The organism is Pseudomonas sp. S3_B11, assembly GCF_054667715.1.
The window spans coordinates 4,628,088-4,646,881 of the sequence record NZ_CP162749.1; the positions used below are offsets into that span (position 1 = coordinate 4,628,088).

General features: G+C 60.4%; 15 protein-coding genes. All 15 read right to left on the reverse strand.

Annotated elements, in window-relative coordinates:
• Positions 1-35 precede the first annotated feature (35 nt).
• A complete protein-coding gene (gene ispD / locus AB4O22_RS20910; RefSeq protein WP_460097059.1) occupies positions 36-743 on the reverse strand; it encodes a 2-C-methyl-D-erythritol 4-phosphate cytidylyltransferase in 708 nt (235 codons plus the stop codon).
• Complete coding sequence (gene ftsB / locus AB4O22_RS20915; protein WP_003184873.1) at positions 740-1,018, reverse strand: cell division protein FtsB; 279 nt, start codon at positions 1,016-1,018, stop codon at positions 740-742. The genes ispD and ftsB overlap by 4 nt, the downstream gene beginning before the upstream one ends.
• Positions 1,019-1,189: 171 nt before the next feature.
• Positions 1,190-2,479: a phosphopyruvate hydratase gene (eno, locus tag AB4O22_RS20920; protein ID WP_013692387.1), complete on the reverse strand. Its 1,290-nt coding sequence runs from the start codon at positions 2,477-2,479 to the stop codon at positions 1,190-1,192.
• Between the two features lie 162 nt (positions 2,480-2,641).
• Positions 2,642-3,487, reverse strand: coding sequence for a 3-deoxy-8-phosphooctulonate synthase (gene kdsA / locus AB4O22_RS20925; protein WP_003198268.1), 846 nt, complete (start codon positions 3,485-3,487; stop codon positions 2,642-2,644).
• 4 nt (positions 3,488-3,491) lie between these two features.
• On the reverse strand, positions 3,492-5,123 hold the full coding sequence (locus tag AB4O22_RS20930; RefSeq protein WP_003198266.1) for a CTP synthase: 1,632 nt from the start codon (positions 5,121-5,123) through the stop codon (positions 3,492-3,494).
• 274 nt (positions 5,124-5,397) lie between these two features.
• Entirely contained in the window at positions 5,398-6,726 is a 1,329-nt protein-coding gene (gene tilS / locus AB4O22_RS20935; protein WP_460097060.1) for a tRNA lysidine(34) synthetase TilS, read from the reverse strand.
• A 133-nt stretch (positions 6,727-6,859) separates the two neighbouring features.
• A complete protein-coding gene (locus AB4O22_RS20940; protein WP_003198261.1) occupies positions 6,860-7,807 on the reverse strand; it encodes an acetyl-CoA carboxylase carboxyltransferase subunit alpha in 948 nt (315 codons plus the stop codon).
• Between the two features lie 149 nt (positions 7,808-7,956).
• The gene (dnaE, locus tag AB4O22_RS20945) at positions 7,957-11,478 is read right to left on the reverse strand and encodes a DNA polymerase III subunit alpha (RefSeq protein ID WP_223470239.1); all 3,522 of its coding nucleotides are present in this window, start codon (positions 11,476-11,478) and stop codon (positions 7,957-7,959) included.
• Between the two features lie 140 nt (positions 11,479-11,618).
• Positions 11,619-12,278, reverse strand: coding sequence for a ribonuclease HII (rnhB, locus tag AB4O22_RS20950; protein ID WP_028237208.1), 660 nt, complete (start codon positions 12,276-12,278; stop codon positions 11,619-11,621).
• Complete coding sequence (gene lpxB, locus AB4O22_RS20955; protein WP_013692384.1) at positions 12,275-13,405, reverse strand: lipid-A-disaccharide synthase; 1,131 nt, start codon at positions 13,403-13,405, stop codon at positions 12,275-12,277. Before lpxB ends, rnhB begins: the two co-directional genes overlap by 4 nt.
• 2 nt (positions 13,406-13,407) lie before the next feature.
• Positions 13,408-14,184 (reverse strand): acyl-ACP--UDP-N-acetylglucosamine O-acyltransferase, encoded by a 777-nt coding sequence (gene lpxA / locus AB4O22_RS20960; protein ID WP_003198252.1) that lies wholly within the window; start codon positions 14,182-14,184, stop codon positions 13,408-13,410.
• Positions 14,181-14,621: a 3-hydroxyacyl-ACP dehydratase FabZ gene (fabZ, locus tag AB4O22_RS20965; RefSeq protein ID WP_003184897.1), complete on the reverse strand. Its 441-nt coding sequence runs from the start codon at positions 14,619-14,621 to the stop codon at positions 14,181-14,183. The genes lpxA and fabZ overlap by 4 nt, the downstream gene beginning before the upstream one ends.
• Before the next feature lie 105 nt (positions 14,622-14,726).
• Positions 14,727-15,782 carry a UDP-3-O-(3-hydroxymyristoyl)glucosamine N-acyltransferase gene (gene lpxD, locus AB4O22_RS20970; RefSeq protein WP_057451692.1) on the reverse strand — a complete coding sequence of 352 codons (1,056 nt, stop codon included), beginning with the start codon at positions 15,780-15,782 and terminating at the stop codon, positions 14,727-14,729.
• Between the two features lie 3 nt (positions 15,783-15,785).
• On the reverse strand, positions 15,786-16,289 hold the full coding sequence (locus AB4O22_RS20975) for an OmpH/Skp family outer membrane protein (protein ID WP_003184901.1): 504 nt from the start codon (positions 16,287-16,289) through the stop codon (positions 15,786-15,788).
• A 45-nt stretch (positions 16,290-16,334) separates the two neighbouring features.
• Positions 16,335-18,722, reverse strand: coding sequence for an outer membrane protein assembly factor BamA (bamA, locus tag AB4O22_RS20980; RefSeq protein ID WP_460097062.1), 2,388 nt, complete (start codon positions 18,720-18,722; stop codon positions 16,335-16,337).
• Positions 18,723-18,794: the final 72 nt, after the last annotated feature.

The following is an 18,794-nucleotide window of genomic DNA, read 5'->3' on the forward strand; positions in this document are numbered from 1 at the left end:
AGACGATGAAGATCTAACGAGGAAACATATCCGGTTTAATGCCGATTTGCCCAGCGCTGGCGCAACCACTCCAGATCTTCCGGCCGGGTGACCTTGATGTTATCGGCCCGCCCTTCGATCAGCCGCGGCGCCTGCCCCGCCCATTCCATGGCGGACGCTTCGTCGGTAATCAGCGCATCTGCAACCAGGCTGTCGGCCAAGGCCCGATGCAAGGCGCCGAGGCGGAACATCTGTGGCGTGTAGGCTTGCCAGATCACGCTGCGATCAACGGTCTCCAGCACGCGGCCGTGTTTGTCGACGCGCTTGAGGGTGTCGCGCGCCGGGACGGCCAGCAGGCCGCCGACTGGATCGGTCGCCAACTCGCCGAGCAGTGTGTCCAGATCATCCCGGGCCAGATTGGGCCGGGCGGCGTCGTGCACCAGCACCCAGTCGTGATCGTCGGCGCCCTGCTCGTGCAGGTACAGCAAGGCATTGAGCACTGAATCCGAACGTTGCTCGCCACCGTCGACGCGCTGGATGCGTGTGTCGTTGGCACAGGCCAGGGTCGGCCAGTAAGGATCATCGTGTGCAAGGCTGACCACCACGCCCTTGACGGTGGGATGATCGAGGAAACAGCCGAGGCTGTGTTCAAGAATTGTGCGTCCGCCCAACTGCAGGTATTGCTTGGGACGGTCCGCGGCCATACGAGCGCCAACGCCCGCGGCAGGAATCACGGCCCAGAAGGCCGGCAAACGAATACTCATTGGGCCAACTGGTAGAGGGTTTCGCCCTCCTTGACCATGCCCAGTTCATGTCGAGCCCGTTCTTCAACGGTCTCCATGCCTTTTTTCAGCTCTGTCACTTCGGCGTCCATCACCCGATTACGCTCAAGCAGCGCCTCGTTCTCGGCGTGTTGGTCGGCAATTTGCTGAGTCAGGTCGGCCACTTGCGCCAAGCTGCCATTGCCCACCCACAGGCGGTACTGCAGGCCGGCCAGCAACAGGAGCAAGACAAGAAACAACCAATTGGGACTGCGCATCGAATATCAGGTATCCAGTGAAAAAAGACCGCCATGCCAAACTTTGAAGCGTCTGATAGCACGAAGCCTGGAAAACCCAGGCTTGTGCTTGATAAGGCATCAGATTAGAGGCAAAACCGTCGCCATGGCGACTTTTGCGACCTAATCCGCTGTCTTTTTACCATTTACCGCTTAACCGCGAAACTCGGCGCGACCGTTGTACTTGGCCTTGCCGTTCAACTGCTCTTCGATACGCAGCAGCTGGTTGTACTTGGAAACGCGGTCGGAACGGCACAGCGAACCGGTCTTGATCTGGCCTGCCGCAGTGCCCACGGCCAGGTCGGCAATGGTCGAGTCTTCGGTTTCACCGGAGCGGTGGGAGATCACGGCGGTGTAGCCGGCCGCCTTGGCCATCTGGATGGCTTCCAGGGTTTCGGTCAGGGTACCGATCTGGTTGAACTTGATCAGGATCGAGTTGGCGATCTTCTTGTCGATGCCTTCTTTCAGGATCTTGGTGTTGGTCACGAACAGGTCGTCACCCACCAGCTGGGTTTTCTCGCCGATCTTGTCGGTGAGGATTTTCCAGCCAGCCCAGTCGGACTCGTCCAGGCCGTCTTCGATGGAGATGATCGGATAGCGTTCGGTCAGGCCCTTGAGGTAGTCAGCGAAACCTTCGGCGGTGAACACCTGGCCTTCGCCGGACAGGTTGTACTTGCCGTCTTCGTAGAATTCACTGGCGGCGCAGTCCAGGGCCAGGGTCACGTCGGTGCCCAGCTTGTAGCCAGCATTGGCCACGGCTTCGGAGATCACTTTCAGCGCGTCTTCGTTGGACGCCAGGTTCGGTGCGAAACCGCCTTCGTCGCCAACCGCGGTGCTCAGGCCACGGGCTTTGAGCACAGCCTTGAGGTGATGGAAAATCTCGGTGCCCATGCGCAGGCCTTCGGAGAAGGTCTTGGCGCCAACCGGCTGCACCATGAATTCCTGGATGTCGACGTTGTTATCGGCATGCTCGCCGCCGTTGATGATGTTCATCATCGGCACCGGCATCGAGTAGACACCCGGGGTACCGTTGAGGTTGGCGATGTGGGCGTACAGCGGCAGGTCCTGGTCCTGGGCAGCGGCCTTGGCAGCGGCCAGGGACACGGCGAGGATCGCGTTGGCGCCCAGGGTGGCTTTGTTTTCGGTACCGTCGAGCTTGATCATCGCGTGATCGAGGGCTTTCTGGTCGGCAGGATCCTTGCCCAGCAACAGCTCGCGGATCGGACCGTTGATGTTGGCGACGGCTTTGAGCACGCCCTTGCCCAGGTAACGGCTCTTGTCGCCATCACGCAGCTCCAGCGCTTCGCGCGAGCCAGTGGAAGCACCGGACGGCGCGCAGGCGCTGCCGATGATACCGTTGTCGAGAAGCACGTCCGCTTCAACAGTGGGGTTGCCACGGGAGTCGAGAACTTCACGACCTTTGATGTCGACGATTTTTGCCATTGTTGTAAACACTCCAAAGTTGACGAAAACGCTGTGGGAGCACGGCTTGCCGGCGATGGGGGCCTCAAGGACGCCATCGCTGGCAAGCCATGCTCCCACAAGAGCAGTGCGGCCAGCGGGCCAGAGCGATAATCGAGCGGTACTTTACCGGAGAAAACCGCGTTACGCGGTTTCTATTGTCGGAAAACTCTTGACCAGCTCGTCCAACGCCTTGAGCTGAGACAGGAAAGGTTCCAGCTTGTTCAAGCGCAAGGCACAAGGGCCGTCGCACTTGGCATTGTCCGGATCCGGGTGGGCTTCAAGGAACAGGCCAGCCAGGGACTGGCTGATGCCAGCCTTGGCCAGGTCGGTCACCTGGGCGCGACGACCGCCAGCGGAGTCGGAACGACCGCCCGGCATCTGCAAGGCGTGCGTCACGTCGAAGAATACCGGGTATTCGAACTGCTTCATGATGCCGAAGCCGAGCATGTCGACTACCAGGTTGTTGTAACCGAAGCTCGAACCGCGCTCGCAGAGGATCAACTGGTCATTCCCAGCCTCTTCGCACTTGCTCAGGATGTGTTTCATTTCCTGGGGCGCGAGGAACTGGGCTTTCTTGATATTGATCACCGCGCCGGTCTTGGCCATCGCGACCACCAGGTCGGTCTGGCGCGACAGGAAAGCCGGCAACTGGATGATGTCGCAGACCTCGGCGACGACCGCGGCCTGGGCCGGCTCGTGGACGTCGGTGATGATCGGCACGCCAAAGGCTTGCTTGATGTCCTGGAAGATCCGCATGCCTTCTTCCAGGCCCGGGCCACGGTAGGAGGTCACGGACGAACGGTTGGCCTTGTCGAAGCTGGCCTTGAACACGTAAGGGATACCCAACTTCTGGGTGACCTTCACGTACTCCTCGCAGACCTGCATCGCCATGTCGCGGCTTTCCAGCACGTTCATGCCACCAAACAGCACCATGGGCTTGTCGTTGGCAATCTCGATGTCGCCGACACGAATGATCTTCTGGGCCATCGTCTTATGCCTTTTTCTGGTGTTGAGCCAAAGCGGCCTTCACGAAACCGCTGAACAGCGGATGACCGTCCCGTGGCGTCGAGGTGAACTCGGGGTGGAACTGGCAGGCGACGAACCATGGGTGATCCGGGGCCTCGACCACTTCGACCAGCGCGCCGTCACCGGAACGACCGGAGATTTTCAGGCCAGCTTCGATCAACTGCGGCAGCAGGTTGTTGTTCACTTCATAGCGATGACGGTGACGCTCGACGATCACATCCTTGGCGTAGCAATCGTGCACCTTGGAACCGGCTTCCAGCAGGCATTCCTGGGCACCGAGACGCATGGTGCCGCCCAGGTCCGAACTTTCGGTACGCACTTCCACCGCACCAGTGGCATCTTCCCACTCGGTGATCAGGCCCACGACCGGATGGCCGCTGGCGCGATCGAACTCGGTGGAGTTGGCGTCTTTCCAGCCCAGCACGTTACGGGCGAACTCGATGACCGCCACTTGCATGCCCAGGCAGATACCCAGGTAAGGCACCTTGTTTTCGCGAGCGTATTGCACGGCAGTGATCTTGCCTTCCACGCCCCGCAGGCCGAAGCCGCCCGGCACGAGGATCGCATCGGCGCCTTCGAGCAGGCCGGTGCCCTGGTTCTCGATGTCTTCGGAATCGATGTAGCGCAGGTTGACCTTGGTACGGTTGCTGATGCCAGCGTGACTCATCGCCTCGATCAGCGACTTGTAGGCGTCCAGCAGTTCCATGTACTTGCCGACCATGGCGATGGTGACTTCGTGCTCAGGGTTGAGCTTGGCATCGACCACGGCTTCCCATTCGGACAGATCGGCGCTGGCGCATTGCAGGCCGAAGCGCTCGACGACGAAGTCGTCCAGGCCCTGGGAGTGCAGGATCCCCGGGATCTTGTAGATGGTGTCGGCGTCTTCCAGGCCGATGACCGCGCGTTCTTCAACGTTGGTGAACTGGGCGATCTTGCGACGCGACGAGATGTCGATCGGGTGATCGGAGCGGCAGATCAGCACGTCCGGCTGCAGGCCGATGGAACGCAGTTCCTTGACCGAGTGCTGGGTGGGCTTGGTCTTGGTTTCGCCGGCCGTGGCGATGTACGGCACCAGTGTCAGGTGCATCAGCATCGCGCGCTTGGCGCCGATTTCGAAACGCAACTGGCGGATGGCCTCGAGGAACGGCTGGGACTCGATGTCGCCCACGGTGCCGCCGATTTCGACCATCGCCACGTCGGCATCGCCCGCACCCTTGATGATGCGGCGCTTGATTTCGTCGGTGATGTGCGGGATGACCTGGATGGTCGCGCCCAGGTAGTCACCACGCCGCTCCTTGCGCAGCACGTGTTCGTAGACACGGCCGGTGGTGAAGTTGTTGTTCTGGGTCATGGTCGTGCGGATGAACCGCTCGTAGTGGCCCAGGTCCAGGTCGGTCTCGGCGCCGTCGTGGGTGACGAACACTTCACCGTGCTGGAACGGGCTCATGGTGCCCGGGTCAACGTTGATGTACGGGTCCAGCTTGAGCATGGTGACCTTAAGTCCCCGCGCCTCCAGGATGGCCGCCAATGAAGCCGAGGCAATGCCTTTCCCCAATGAAGAAACAACACCGCCCGTGACGAATATGTAGCGCGTCATGAAAAACCCTAGAAGTCTGCGTTAAAGCGGTCCGAGCCGCCGGGGAAAGCGAAGGAAGGCCGAAGCCCCCGATCACCTGCATTAATCACAGTGCACCTTTCAAAAAAACCGCCGCGTTGGGACAGACCGGAAGTGAAATCACCGGTACGTTGCTCGCTACACATTTTTTGGAATCGCCCAGCAAAGACTGCTTGGTAATCGGCAACTCCTGCAATTCAGGCGAATCCACAGAAGTTGTATCAAGAAGGGAGCGTAGTCTACCGGAAAGCCCCTTTCAGCTCAAACCCAGATCTTGGCTTCCTGGCGTCCAGATCAATTGCCAACGGCCATCAGGCTGTGCATCGAGCCCGGCCAGATTGGCTACCGCCAGCAATTGCTCGCCCTGATAGAGCAGCGGCAATCGACCTCGAACGAACGCCGGCACGGCCTTTTCATTGAGCAAACGCTTGAGGTCACGGTGACCACGACCCTGTAACGCCATTACCTCGCCGCCCTGACGATAGCGCACGCTGAGCGGCCCCGCAGGCGGCGTGCCGTCGAGCACCACCCGACCATTGCCCGGCAGCCGCAGCGCAACCGCCGGATCGGCCCAGTCGACGGTGCCTGGCAGCGAACATAGCCAGTGGTCGGATAACCACCAGACCCGCCCGGCGGCCCGGTGCAGCTCGCCACCGGCCAGGCGCCAGATCGGTCGGGCATCGTCGGCGGCATCGCGCAACGAGTCCCAGCCCGACCAGTGATCGGTATCGGGCAGCAGGGTCATCCGTGCCAGCCAGTGGCTCAAAGCGTTGCGCTGACGGGCCGGCGACAAGGCCCGCAACGGCGCCAGCGCCAGGGATTGCAGCCCGAGCCAGTCGAACACGCCCGGAGTCGCGGCCTGGGCCAGGTCGATCCGCGCCAAATCGTCCAGCAAAGTTTGGGCTTCACCCATGTGCGCAGCGCTGCGAGCCAGGGTCGTCGAAGCTTGGGGCCATTGCTCGGCCAACACTGGAAAAACCCGCTGGCGCAGATAATTGCGCGCGTACCGATGGTCGTCGTTGGACGGGTCTTCGATCCAGCTCAAGCCCTGCTGCCTCGCATAGGCTTCCAGCTCCACACGGGACACATCGAGCAAGGGCCGCAGCAAATGCCCTTGGCCCAACGGACGCTGCGGAGGCATCGCCGCCAAGCCCTTCACCCCCGCTCCCCTTAGCAGGCGAAACAGCAGGGTTTCGGCCTGGTCATCGCGATGCTGGGCGGTAAGCAGCACTTCATTGCTATGGATCGCCGCTACAAAGGCCGCGTAACGCGCTTCCCGCGCGGCGCGCTCGACACTGGCGCCAGGGCGCACATGCACAGTCACCACGTCCAGCGGCACGCCCAGGGCCGCGCAGACCGAACGACAATGGTCCGGCCACGCCTCAGCTACAGCCTGGAGGCCGTGATGCACATGAATAGCGCTCAGCGCGGGCAAGGGTTGGCGTTGCGAAAGGGTTACGAGCAGGTGCAGCAGGACGGTGGAGTCGAGGCCGCCGGAGAAGGCGATGCGCCAGGTGGCGGCGTTGCGCCAGGGGAGCATATGTTTGAGGAGCCGGGTTGGCAGATCAATCGTGGGCTGATTCATCGCAACTGCCTTCACACAAATCAAATGTGGGAGCGAGCTTGCTCGCGATAGCGGTATCTCAGTCAACTTATCTGTTGAATGTTAACCCGTCATCGCGAGCAAGCTCGCTCCCACACAGGGGTACAGCGCTGAATCAGAGGCCGTAGCTCATCAACCGCTCGTAGCGACGAGCCAGCAGCGCTTCGTTGTCGAACTTCTTGAGCATCGACAATTGCGAGCTCAGCTCGGCGCGGATCAGTGCCGCAGCCGCAGCCGGGTCGCGGTGAGCGCCGCCGACTGGCTCGTTGATCACTTTGTCGACGATGCCCAGGCCTTTGAGACGTTCGGCGGTAATGCCCATGGCCTCAGCGGCATCCGGCGCCTTCTCGGCGGTTTTCCACAGGATCGAGGCGCAGCCTTCCGGCGAGATCACCGCATAGGTGGAATATTGCAGCATGTTCAACTGGTCGCAGACACCGATGGCCAGTGCACCGCCGGAACCACCTTCGCCAATTACAGTGGCGATGATCGGGGTTTTCAGGCGCGCCATGACGCGCAGGTTCCAGGCAATCGCCTCGCTCTGGTTGCGCTCTTCGGCGTCGATGCCCGGGTAGGCGCCCGGCGTGTCGATGAAGGTCAGGATCGGCATCTTGAAGCGCTCGGCCATTTCCATCAGGCGGCAGGCCTTGCGGTAGCCTTCCGGACGCGGCATGCCGAAGTTGCGGCGCACCTTCTCGCGCACTTCACGGCCTTTCTGATGACCGATAACCATCACCGGCTGGTCGTCCAGGCGGGCGACACCGCCGACGATCGCGGCGTCGTCGGAGAAGTGGCGGTCGCCATGCAGCTCATCGAACTCGGTGAAGATGTGGTCGATGTAGTCCAGGGTATAGGGACGACGTGGATGACGCGCCAGGCGGGCGATCTGCCAGCTGGTCAGCTTGCCGAAGATGTCTTCGGTCAGCGTGCGACTTTTGTCCTGCAGACGAGAGATTTCATCGCCGATATTCAGCGAATTGTCATTACCGACCAAGCGCAACTCTTCGATCTTGGCTTGCAGGTCGGCGATCGGCTGTTCGAAATCTAGAAAATTCGGGTTCATAGGCGTCCGTCTTGGGTCGACGTCCAAGAGAGCTTGGGCCGGCCGGTTGTCTATTCGCGCCTACCTTAAGGGAGAGGCGCGTTCAGGTCGAGATTAAAAATTCGGGTCGAGATCAGGGGTATTTCGGTTTCGAGAATGGCCCCTGGCCGTCAACGGTATTGGAGGAAGACGTTGTCTTTGCCGAACTGGTCACGCAAGGCTTGAATCAACGCATCCGCCGGATCGATCCGCCAGCCTTCGCCGAACTGCAACACAGCCTTGGCGTCGGGGCGTACATACTCCATGGTGATCGGGCAGGCACCGCGATGGCGCTTGAACAATTCGCCCAACCAGCGTAGCTGATCGCCCTTGAGATCCTGGGTCTGCAACTTCAGGCGCAGGCTTTCAGCCAGGTTGGTACGGGCATCTTCCATGCTCATCACCCGCTTGACCCGCAGGCGCAGGCCACCGGAAAAGTCATCGTTGCTGACCTCGCCTTCCACCACCACCATCGCGTCAGTCTGCAACAGCGACTGCGCCGAGTGGAACGCATCGGCGAACAATGAGGCCTCGATGCGCCCGGAGCGGTCGTCGAGGGTGATGAAGCCCATCTTGTCGCCCTTTTTGTTCTTCATCACCCGCAGGGCGATGATCATGCCGGCGACGGTCTGCGTGTCGCGTGCCGGCTTGAGGTCGATGATGCGCTGACGGGCGAAGCGGCGGATCTCGCCTTCGTATTCGTCGATCGGGTGACCGGTGAGGTACAGGCCCAAGGTGTCTTTCTCACCCTTGAGGCGTTCCTTGAGGGTCAGCTCCTTGGCCTTGCGATGGTTGCCATAGACATCGGCGTCTTCTTCGACGAACAGCCCGCCAAACAGGTCGGCGTGGCCGCTGTCATGGGTACGGGCGGTCTGTTCGGCGGCCTTGATCGCCTCCTCCATCGCCGCCAGCAACACCGCGCGGTTGCGGTCGATGTTGGCCTGGTAGGCCTTGGGCTCATCCTGGAAGTAAGGTCCCAGCCGGTCCAGGGCACCACTGCGGATCAATCCGTCGAGGGTGCGCTTGTTGATGCGCTTGAGGTCAACCCGGGCGCAGAAATCGAACAGGTCCTTGAATGGCCCGTCCTGGCGCGCTTCGGTAATGGCTTCCACCGGCCCCTCGCCCACGCCCTTGATCGCGCCCAGGCCGTAAATGATGCGGCCTTCGTCGTTCACCGTGAACTTGAACTCCGAAGCGTTCACGTCCGGTGCGTCGAGGCGCAGCTTCATGGTCCGCACTTCTTCGATCAAGGTCACGACCTTGTCGGTGTTGTGCATATCCGCCGACAGTACCGCGGCCATGAACGGCGCCGGGTAGTGCGCCTTCAGCCACGCGGTCTGGTACGACACCAGGCCATAGGCCGCGGAGTGGGATTTGTTGAAGCCGTAGCCGGCGAACTTTTCCACCAGGTCGAAAATGTTACCGGCCAGGTCAGGGTCGATGCCGTTGGTGGCGCAACCCTCAATGAAACCGCCGCGTTGCTTGGCCATTTCCTCGGGTTTTTTCTTACCCATCGCCCGACGCAGCATGTCCGCGCCGCCGAGGGTGTAACCGGCCATGACCTGGGCAATCTGCATCACCTGTTCCTGATACAGGATGATGCCGTAGGTCGGTGCGAGCACCGGTTTCAAGCCTTCGTACTGATAGTCCGAGTGCGGGTATGCCAGCTCGGCGCGGCCGTGCTTACGGTTGATGAAGTCATCCACCATGCCCGATTGCAGCGGGCCCGGACGGAACAGGGCCACCAGTGCGATCAGGTCTTCCAGGCAGTCGGGCTTGAGCTTTTTGATCAGCTCCTTCATGCCCCGGGATTCAAGCTGGAACACCGCCGTGGTTTCGGCTTTTTGCAACAGGCTGTAGGTCGGCTTGTCATCCAGCGGGATGAAGGCGATGTCCAGCGGTTCTTCACCGACCTTGGCCCGGTCACGGTTGATGGTTTTCAGCGCCCAGTCGATGATGGTCAGGGTGCGCAGGCCGAGGAAGTCGAACTTCACCAGGCCCGCCGCCTCGACGTCATCCTTGTCGAACTGGGTCACCAGGCCGTCGCCTTCTTCGTCGCAATAGATCGGCGAGAAGTCAGTCAGTTTGGTCGGCGCGATCACCACGCCGCCGGCGTGCTTGCCGACGTTACGCACCACGCCTTCAAGCTTGCGGGCCATCTCCCAGATTTCCGCGGCTTCTTCATCGACCTTGATGAAGTCCCGCAGGATTTCTTCCTGCTCGTAGGCTTTTTCCAGGGTCATGCCGACTTCGAACGGAATCATCTTCGACAGACGATCCGCCAAGCCGTAGGACTTGCCCTGCACCCGCGCCACGTCGCGCACCACAGCCTTGGCGGCCATGGAACCGAAGGTGATGATCTGGCTCACCGCGTTGCGGCCATACTTCTCGGCCACGTAGTCGATCACCCGGTCGCGACCGTCCATGCAGAAGTCGACGTCGAAGTCGGGCATGGATACCCGTTCCGGGTTGAGGAAACGTTCGAACAGCAGGTCATATTCCAGCGGGTCGAGGTCGGTGATCTTCTGCACATAGGCCACCAGCGACCCGGCACCCGACCCACGGCCTGGGCCCACCGGCACGCCGTTGTTCTTGGCCCACTGGATAAAGTCCATCACGATCAGGAAATAGCCGGGAAAGCCCATCTGGATAATGATATCCAGCTCGAAATTCAACCGGTCGACATAGACCTGGCGCTTGGCTTCGTAATCTTCGGTGGTGTCCTTGGGCAACAGGACGCTGAGGCGCTCCTCAAGGCCGTCGAAGGACACCTTGCGGAAATACTCGTCGATGGTCATGCCATCGGGGATCGGGAAGTTGGGCAGGAAGTGTTTGCCCAGCTTCACGTCGATGTTGCAGCGCTTGGCGATCTCGACGGTGTTTTCCAGCGCCTCGGGCAGGTCACTGAACAACTCGGCCATTTCCTCGGCGCTCTTGAGGTATTGCTGGTTGCTGTAGTTCTTCGACCGTCGCGGATCATCGAGGGCACGGCCCTCACCGATGCAAACGCGGGTTTCGTGAGCTTCGAAATCGTCCTGCTTGATGAACCGCACATCGTTGGTCGCCACCAGCGGCGCGCCGATCTTGTCGGCCAGGACCACGGCGGCGTGCAGGTGCTCTTCGTCATTCGGACGATTGGTGCGCTGCACTTCGATGTAGAAGCGATCCGGGAACACCGACATCCAGTCACGGGCCAGGGTCTCGGCTTCCTCGGGGTTGCCACTGAGCAGCGCCAGACCGATTTCACCTTCCTTGGCCGCCGACAGCATGATCAGCCCTTCGCTGGCCTCGGCCACCCACTCGCGCTCGATGATGATCGAGCCGTTGCGCTGGCCGTCGATAAAACCACGGGAGATCAGCTCGGTGAGGTTGCGATAACCCAGGGCATTCATCACCAACAGGCTGATACGGCTCAGCGGAGCGTCCGGATCCTTGTTCGACAGCCACAGGTCGGCACCACAGATCGGCTTGATCCCGGCGCCCATGGCGGCCTTGTAGAACTTGACCAGCGAACACATGTTGTTCTGGTCGGTGACCGCCACGGCAGGCATGTTCATGCCCACCAGGGTCTTGACCAGGGGCTTGATCCGCACCAGACCGTCGACCAGGGAGTATTCAGTGTGCAGGCGTAGATGAACGAATGAAGCCGGCATAGTGATCCTGCGTTAAGTCATGAAAACAACAAGGCCCGGATTGTACCGGGCCTTGGGTAAAACATCAGCCATGAGTCTTCTGCCTGGCAAATACTGCCTTTGTGGCGAGGGGATTTATCCCCTCGCCACAAAGGCCTGCATCAAGAGACCGTAGCCTGATTACCCACGATCAAGCCATCACGAGCTTCATAAGCCAGCCGCACCGGGGCGAACGAACGCCGATGGATCGGCGTTGGCCCAAGGCGCGCCAGGGCTTCTAGATGAACGGGGGTCGGGTAACCCTTGTGGCCGCCGATGCCATAGCCCGGGTAAATCAATTCGAAAGCGGCCATTTCCCGGTCACGGCTGACCTTCGCCAGAATCGAGGCCGCCGCGATGGCCGGCACCTTGCCGTCGCCCTGGATCACCGCTTCGGCGCGCATCGACAGTTTCGGGCAGCGATTGCCATCGATCATCGCCAGTTTCGGCGTGATGTGCAGGCCCTGCACGGCACGCTGCATGGCAAGCATGGTGGCGTGCAGGATATTGAGTTCATCGATTTCTTCGACTTCGGCCCGGGCGATGCACCAGCTCAAGGCTTTCTCGCAGATCTCGTCGTAGAGCTTTTCGCGACGGGCTTCAGTGAGTTTCTTCGAATCGTTGAGGCCAAGGATCGGCCGCTTCGGATCAAGAATCACCGCCGCCGTCACCACCGCGCCGCACAACGGGCCACGCCCCACTTCATCGACACCGGCCACCAGTTCTTCCACTTCGGCGACCAGGTTGAAGTCCAGGCCCATCTGTAGCTTTGAGTTGCTCATGGTTTTGCGCCAATCAGGGTCAGTACCGCGTCCGCCGCCTGGTTGGAAGCATCACGACGCAACGTACGATGGATTTCATCAAATCCCCGGGTCTGTTCCTCGCCGCCATCGATCAAGGGCGACAGCGTGGTAGCCAGCGCCTCGGCGGTCGCATCGTCCTGCAACAGCTCCGGCACCAGCAAGCGCTGGGCCAACAGGTTCGGCAAGGACACGTAGGGGCTCTTGACCATGCGCTTGAGAATCCAGAACGTCAGCGGGGCCAGGCGATAGGCGACCACCATCGGGCGCTTATACAACAGCGCCTCAAGGGTAGCAGTGCCGGAAGCAATCAACACGGCATCGCAGGCCGCCAACGCTTCGTGGGAACGACCGTCGAGCAGTGTCACCGGCAAATCGCGGCCGACCAGCAGCGCTTCCAACTGGACGCGACGCTGCGCACTGGCACACGGCAGGACAAAACGTACACCGGGTCGCAGCGCCCGAAGGCGTTCGGCGGCGTCGAAAAACAGACCGCCCAAGCGACTCACTTCGCCGCCCCGGCTGCCGGGCATCAAGGCCACCAGTGGCCCCTCGGGCAGGCCCAACGCCTGGCGGGCCGCGTCGCGGTCGGCTTCCAGGGGAATGGTATCGGCCAGGGTGTGCCCGACAAACCGCACCGGCACGCCCTTCTCTTCGTAGAACCGGGCTTCGAACGGCAGCAGCGTCAGCATCAGGTCGCAACCTTCGCGAATCTTGAGCACCCGCTTCTGCCGCCAGGCCCAGACCGACGGGCTGACGTAATGCACGGTCTTGATACCGGCCTGACGTAACTTGAGTTCGATATTGAGGGTGAAATCCGGCGCATCGATGCCGATGAACACATCCGGTTTTTCGTCGATCAGGGTCTGGATCAGCTTCTTGCGCCGGGCCAGCAGCTCGCGCAGGCGACCGAGTACTTCCACCAGGCCCATCACCGACAGGCGTTCCATCGGGAAATAGGACGCCAGGCCTTCGGCCTCCATCAACGGCCCGCCAACACCAATGAATTCGACAGCGGGATGCTGCACCTTGAGCGCGCGCATCAGACCGGCGCCCAGAATGTCACCGGAAGCCTCTCCCGCCACCAGTGCAATACGCAAATTAGCCATGGTCAGCGAGTGATGCCGCGGGTCGAAGACTGGATGGAGTCACGGAAAATCGCGACTTCCGGGTGTTGCGCCGAAGCCTCGGCCAATTCGGCGAGCGCCTGCTCGACCGTCAGGCCCTGGCGATACACGACCTTGTAGGCGCGACGCAGCGCCGTAATCGCCTCTTCGCTGAAGCCACGACGGCGCATGCCTTCGAAGTTCATGCTGCGGGCTTCGGCCGGGTTACCGAACACCGTGACATAGGCCGGGACATCCTTGCCGATGGCAGTGCCCATGCCAGAGAAGCTGTGGGCGCCGATATGGCAATACTGGTGCACCAGGGTGAAACCGGACAGGATCGCCCAATCGTCCACGTGCACATGACCGGCCAGTGCAGTGTTGTTGACCAGGATGCAATGGTTGCCAATCACGCTGTCATGGCCGATGTGCGCGTAGGCCATGATCAGGTTGTGGTCGCCCAGGGTCGTTTCGGAACGATCCTGAACGGTGCCACGGTGAATCGTCACGCCTTCGCGGATCACGTTGTGATCGCCGATGACCAGACGGGTTTCTTCACCTTTGTACTTGAGATCGGGCGTGTCCTCGCCTACCGAAGAAAACTGGTAGATGCGATTGTGCCGACCAATCCGGGTCGGTCCCTTGAGAATTACGTGGGGACCGATCACCGTACCCTCGCCGATTTCCACACCTGCGCCGACAATCGACCACGGGCCGACCTCGACATCGGCGGCCAGAACGGCCGTCGGATCGATGATTGCGCGAGGGTCAATCAAACTCATAGTTTGCGTTCCGCACAGATGATTTCAGCGGAGCAGACTGGCTTGCCGTCGACCGAAGCCTGGCATTCGAATTTCCAGATCTGGCGCTTGCAACTGATGAACTTGGCTTCGAGGATCAACTGATCGCCCGGGGTGACTGGCTGGCGGAAACGCAGCTTGTCGGAACCGACGAAGTAATAGAGCGTGCCGTCGGCAGGTTTTACGTCGAGCATTTTGAAACCAAGGATCCCGGCAGCCTGAGCCATTGCCTCGATGATCAATACACCCGGCATGATTGGATGCGCAGGGAAGTGACCATTGAAGAACGGCTCGTTGATGCTGACATTCTTGTAGGCGCGAATGCGCTTGCCTTCAACGTCCAGGTCCACCACCCGATCCACCAGCAGGAACGGGTAACGGTGAGGCAGGTATTCGCGAATCTCGTTGATGTCCATCATTTCGGGGGGAAGCCTATGTAAAGATTGGAAGCGCACGAGTGACGCGCACTCCGCTAGCAAATCAAGATGCCCTAACGGCTGTGCACACTTGATATGGAAATGGTATCAGCCATCTGATGAAGCATTACCGCCAGGGGTCACGTCCCCTACACGCTTTTCCACCTGCTTCAGGCGCCGCGCGATGTCGTCGAGCTGGCGGATACGCGCCGCGCTCTTGCGCCATTCGGCTGCCGGCTGCATGGCCGTACCGGAAGAGTAGGCACCTGGCTCGGTAATCGAGTGGGTCACCATGGTCATCCCGGTCAGGAATACGTTGTCACAGATATCGATATGACCCACCAGCCCCACGCCACCGGCGAGCATGCAGTGCTTGCCGATCTTGGTGCTGCCGGAGATGCCCACGCAGGCGGCCATGGCGGTGTGGTCACCGACCTGGACGTTGTGGGCGATCTGGATCTGGTTGTCGAGCTTGACGCCATTGCCGATGACCGTGTCGGCCAGGGCACCACGGTCGATCGCGGTGTTGACGCCAATCTCCACGTCATCACCAACGGTGACGCCGCCGATCTGGGCAATTTTCTGCCAGATGCCTTTCTCGTTGGCAAACCCGAACCCTTCGCCGCCCAGTACTGCGCCAGACTGAATCACGACCCGCTTGCCGATGCGCACATCGTGATACAGGGTGACCCGTGGTGCCAGCCAACCGCCTTCGCCGATCTCGCTGCGTGCGCCAATGACACAATGGGCACCCAGCGTGACGCCGGCACCGATACGGGCCGCGCTTTCGACGACCACGAATGGGCCGACGCTGGCCGTGGGATCAACCACGGCATCTGCCGCGATCACGGCGCTGGGATGAATACCGGCAGCCGATTTCGGCTTGGGATCGAACAGATGGGAAATGCGGGCATACGCCAGGTACGGATCGGGCACGATCAGGGCATCGCCGGCAAACCCATCGGCATCAGCGGCCTTGAGCAACAACGCGGCTGCCCGGCTGTCGGCCAGGTACTTGCGGTATTGAGGATTTGCCAGAAAGCTCAACTGAGCTGGGCCAGCCTCTTGCAAAGTGGCTAGCCCAGTAATTGCCTTCTCCGGGTCGCCACGCAGGGTGGCACCGAGGAACTCGGCCAATTGGCCGAGCTTGATGGTCGCGGTCATGGATTACTTCAGCTGATTCATGCGCTCGATCACCTGGCGCGTGATGTCGTATTGAGGCTTGACATCGATCACTGCGCCACGCTCGAACACCAGGTCAAAACCACCTTTCTTGATGACTTCTTCCACGGCGCTGTCGAGTTTCGGCTTGAGTTGCTTGAGCATTTCGCGATCGGCAACAGCTTTCGCTTCGTTCAGCTCCTTGGACTGGAACTGGAAGTCACGGGCCTTTTGCTTGAATTCAAGCTCCAGACGCTCGCGCTCGCCCTGGGCCATCTTGTCGCCACCGGCGACCAGACGATCCTGAATGCCCTTGGCGCTGCTTTCCAGGCCCTTGAGCTTGGTCAGTTGCGGGCCGAATTTCTTCTCGGCATCCACGGCGTACTTCTTCGCCGCGTCGGATTCCAGCAGGGCCATCTGATAATTCAGCACGGCGATCTTCATGTCGGCAAAAGCCGGACCAGCGACCAGTACGGTCGCCAGGAGAACCAATTGAGTCAACTTACGCACGATGTACTCCTACAAAATCCATTGTCGTTGTCATGGGTCAGACGCTTAGAACGTCTGGCCGAGGGAGAATTGGAACACTTGGGTTTCAGCGTCATCCGGTTTCTTGATCGGCATCGCCAATGCGAAGCTCAAAGGACCCAGCGCGGTGACCCAGGTCACGCCTACGCCGACGGAACTGGCCATGTTGCTCAGGCTGATGTCGTTGCACTGCGTGTCGGACTTGGTGCCGTTAGTATTAGTGGTGGTCTCGCACTTGGAGTCGAATACGTTACCCACATCCCAGAATACCGATGTACGCAGGGAGCGCTGATCCTTGACGAACGGCATCGGAAATAGAACCTCGACGCCGCCTTGGATAAGTACGTTGCCACCGAACGGCAGCGGATCCTGATCCGGGTCCAGTGCTGTACCAACGTTCCCCGTGCTATTTACACCACGACTTGGCGTACTGCGAGGACCGAGAGTGCTGTCCTTGAAGCCACGGACCGAGTTGAAACCACCCGCATAGTAGTTCTCATAGAAGGGCAGGCCGTCGGTCGAACCGTAGCCGTCACCATAGCCCAGCTCGGTATGCAGACGCATGGTGTAGTTGTCGGTCAACGGCTGGAACAGTTGGCCACGATAGTCGAGTTTGAAGAACGACAAGTCACTGCCAGGGGTCGTAGTTTCAAGCACCAGGCTCTGGGAATGCCCACGGGTCGCCAATACGCCTTTGTTCAGGGTCGACTCGGACCAGCCGGCAGACGCCTTGAAGTTCAGGTAGCTATCGCCTTCCCTGTTCACGAAGTCGAAGATTTCATCAACGGTGTAGAGGCCCGTATTGATCTTGTCCTGCTGGGCAGTCAGACCGAACGTCAGGCGCGAAGTCTCGCTGATCGGATAACCCACGTTGGCGCCGACACCGTAGCTGTCCACCGCATAGCTGGAGATATCAGAATCGAGCTCGTCATAGTCGGTGGTGCGGTAGAAGGCGTTGTAGCCCAGGCTCACACCATCTGCAGTCCAGTAGGGGTCCACGTAACCGAAGTTGTAGCGGGTCTGGTACTCACTGCGGGTCAAGCCGATGCTGACCTTGTTACCGGTACCCAGGAAGTTGTTCTGGGTGATCGAGCCACCGAGGATCAAGCCGGCACTCTGGGCAAAACCGACGCTGGCGGTGATCGAGCCGGAAGCCTGCTCTTCGACGCTGTAGTTCACATCGACCTGGTCATCGACGCCCGGTACGGCCGGGGTCTCGACGTTGACTTCCTTGAAGAAGCCCAGGCGCTCCAGGCGGGTCTTGGACTGGTCGATCAGGTAGGTCGAGGCCCAGCCGCCTTCCATCTGGCGCATTTCGCGGCGCAGCACTTCGTCTTCGGACTTGGTGTTGCCACGGAAGTTGATGCGGTTGACGTAGGCACGCTTGCCCGGGTCCACGGCGAAGGTGATGTCGACGGTGTGGTCTTCATCGTGCGGCTGTGGCACGCCGTTGACGTTGGCGAAGGTGTAGCCCTCGTTACCCAGGCGACGAGTGATCAGTTCGGACGTGGTGGTCATCAGCTTGCGCGAGAACACCTGGCCCTTCTGCACCAGCAGCAGCGACTTGACCTGGTCTTCAGGCACTTTCAGGTCGCCGCTGAGCTTGACGTCACGAACGGTGTACTTCTCGCCTTCGTTGACGTTGACAGTGATGTAGACGTGCTTCTTGTCCGGGGTGATGGACACCTGGGTCGAGGCGATGTCCATGTTGATGTAGCCGCGGTCCAGGTAGTAGGAACGCAGGCGCTCCAGGTCACCGGAGAGTTTTTCACGGGCGTACTTGTCGTCGTTCTTGAAGAACGACAGCCAGTTGGTGGTCTTGAGTTCGAACAGGTCGATCAGGTCTTCGTCAGGGAAAACCGTGTTGCCCACCACGTTGATGTGCTGGATGGCCGCCACGGTGCCTTCGTTGATGTTGACCTTCAGGCCGACGCGGTTGCGCGGCTGCGGCACCACTTCGGTGTCGACGGTAGCCGAGTAGCGGCCCTGGGCAACGTACTGGCGTTGCAGCTCGTTACGTACACCTTCGAGGGTGGCGCGCTGGAAGATCTCGCCTTCGGCCAGGCCGGATTGCTTGAGGCCTTTCATCAGGTCTTCAGTGGAGATCGCCTTGTTGCCTTCGATCTCGATACTGGCGACCGACGGGCGCTCGACAACGGTGATGACCAGGACATTGCCGTCACGGCCCAGTTGGATATCTTGAAAGAAGCCGGTCTTGAACAGCGCACGCGTGGATTCCACCAGGCGCCGATCATCCGCCTGCTCGCCGACGTTCAACGGCAAGGCACCAAAGACGCTACCCGCGGAGACCCGCTGGAGGCCATTGACGCGAATATCAGAGATAGTGAAGGACTCGGCGTGAACTTCGGCGATCATCAATACGGTGAGAACCGCAGTTAGCAGCAGACGTTTCATGAAGTCCTTTCTTATTCCAACTGGCAATAAACAAACTGCCGCAAAATGCGGCAGATTCGCAATTCAGCGAAG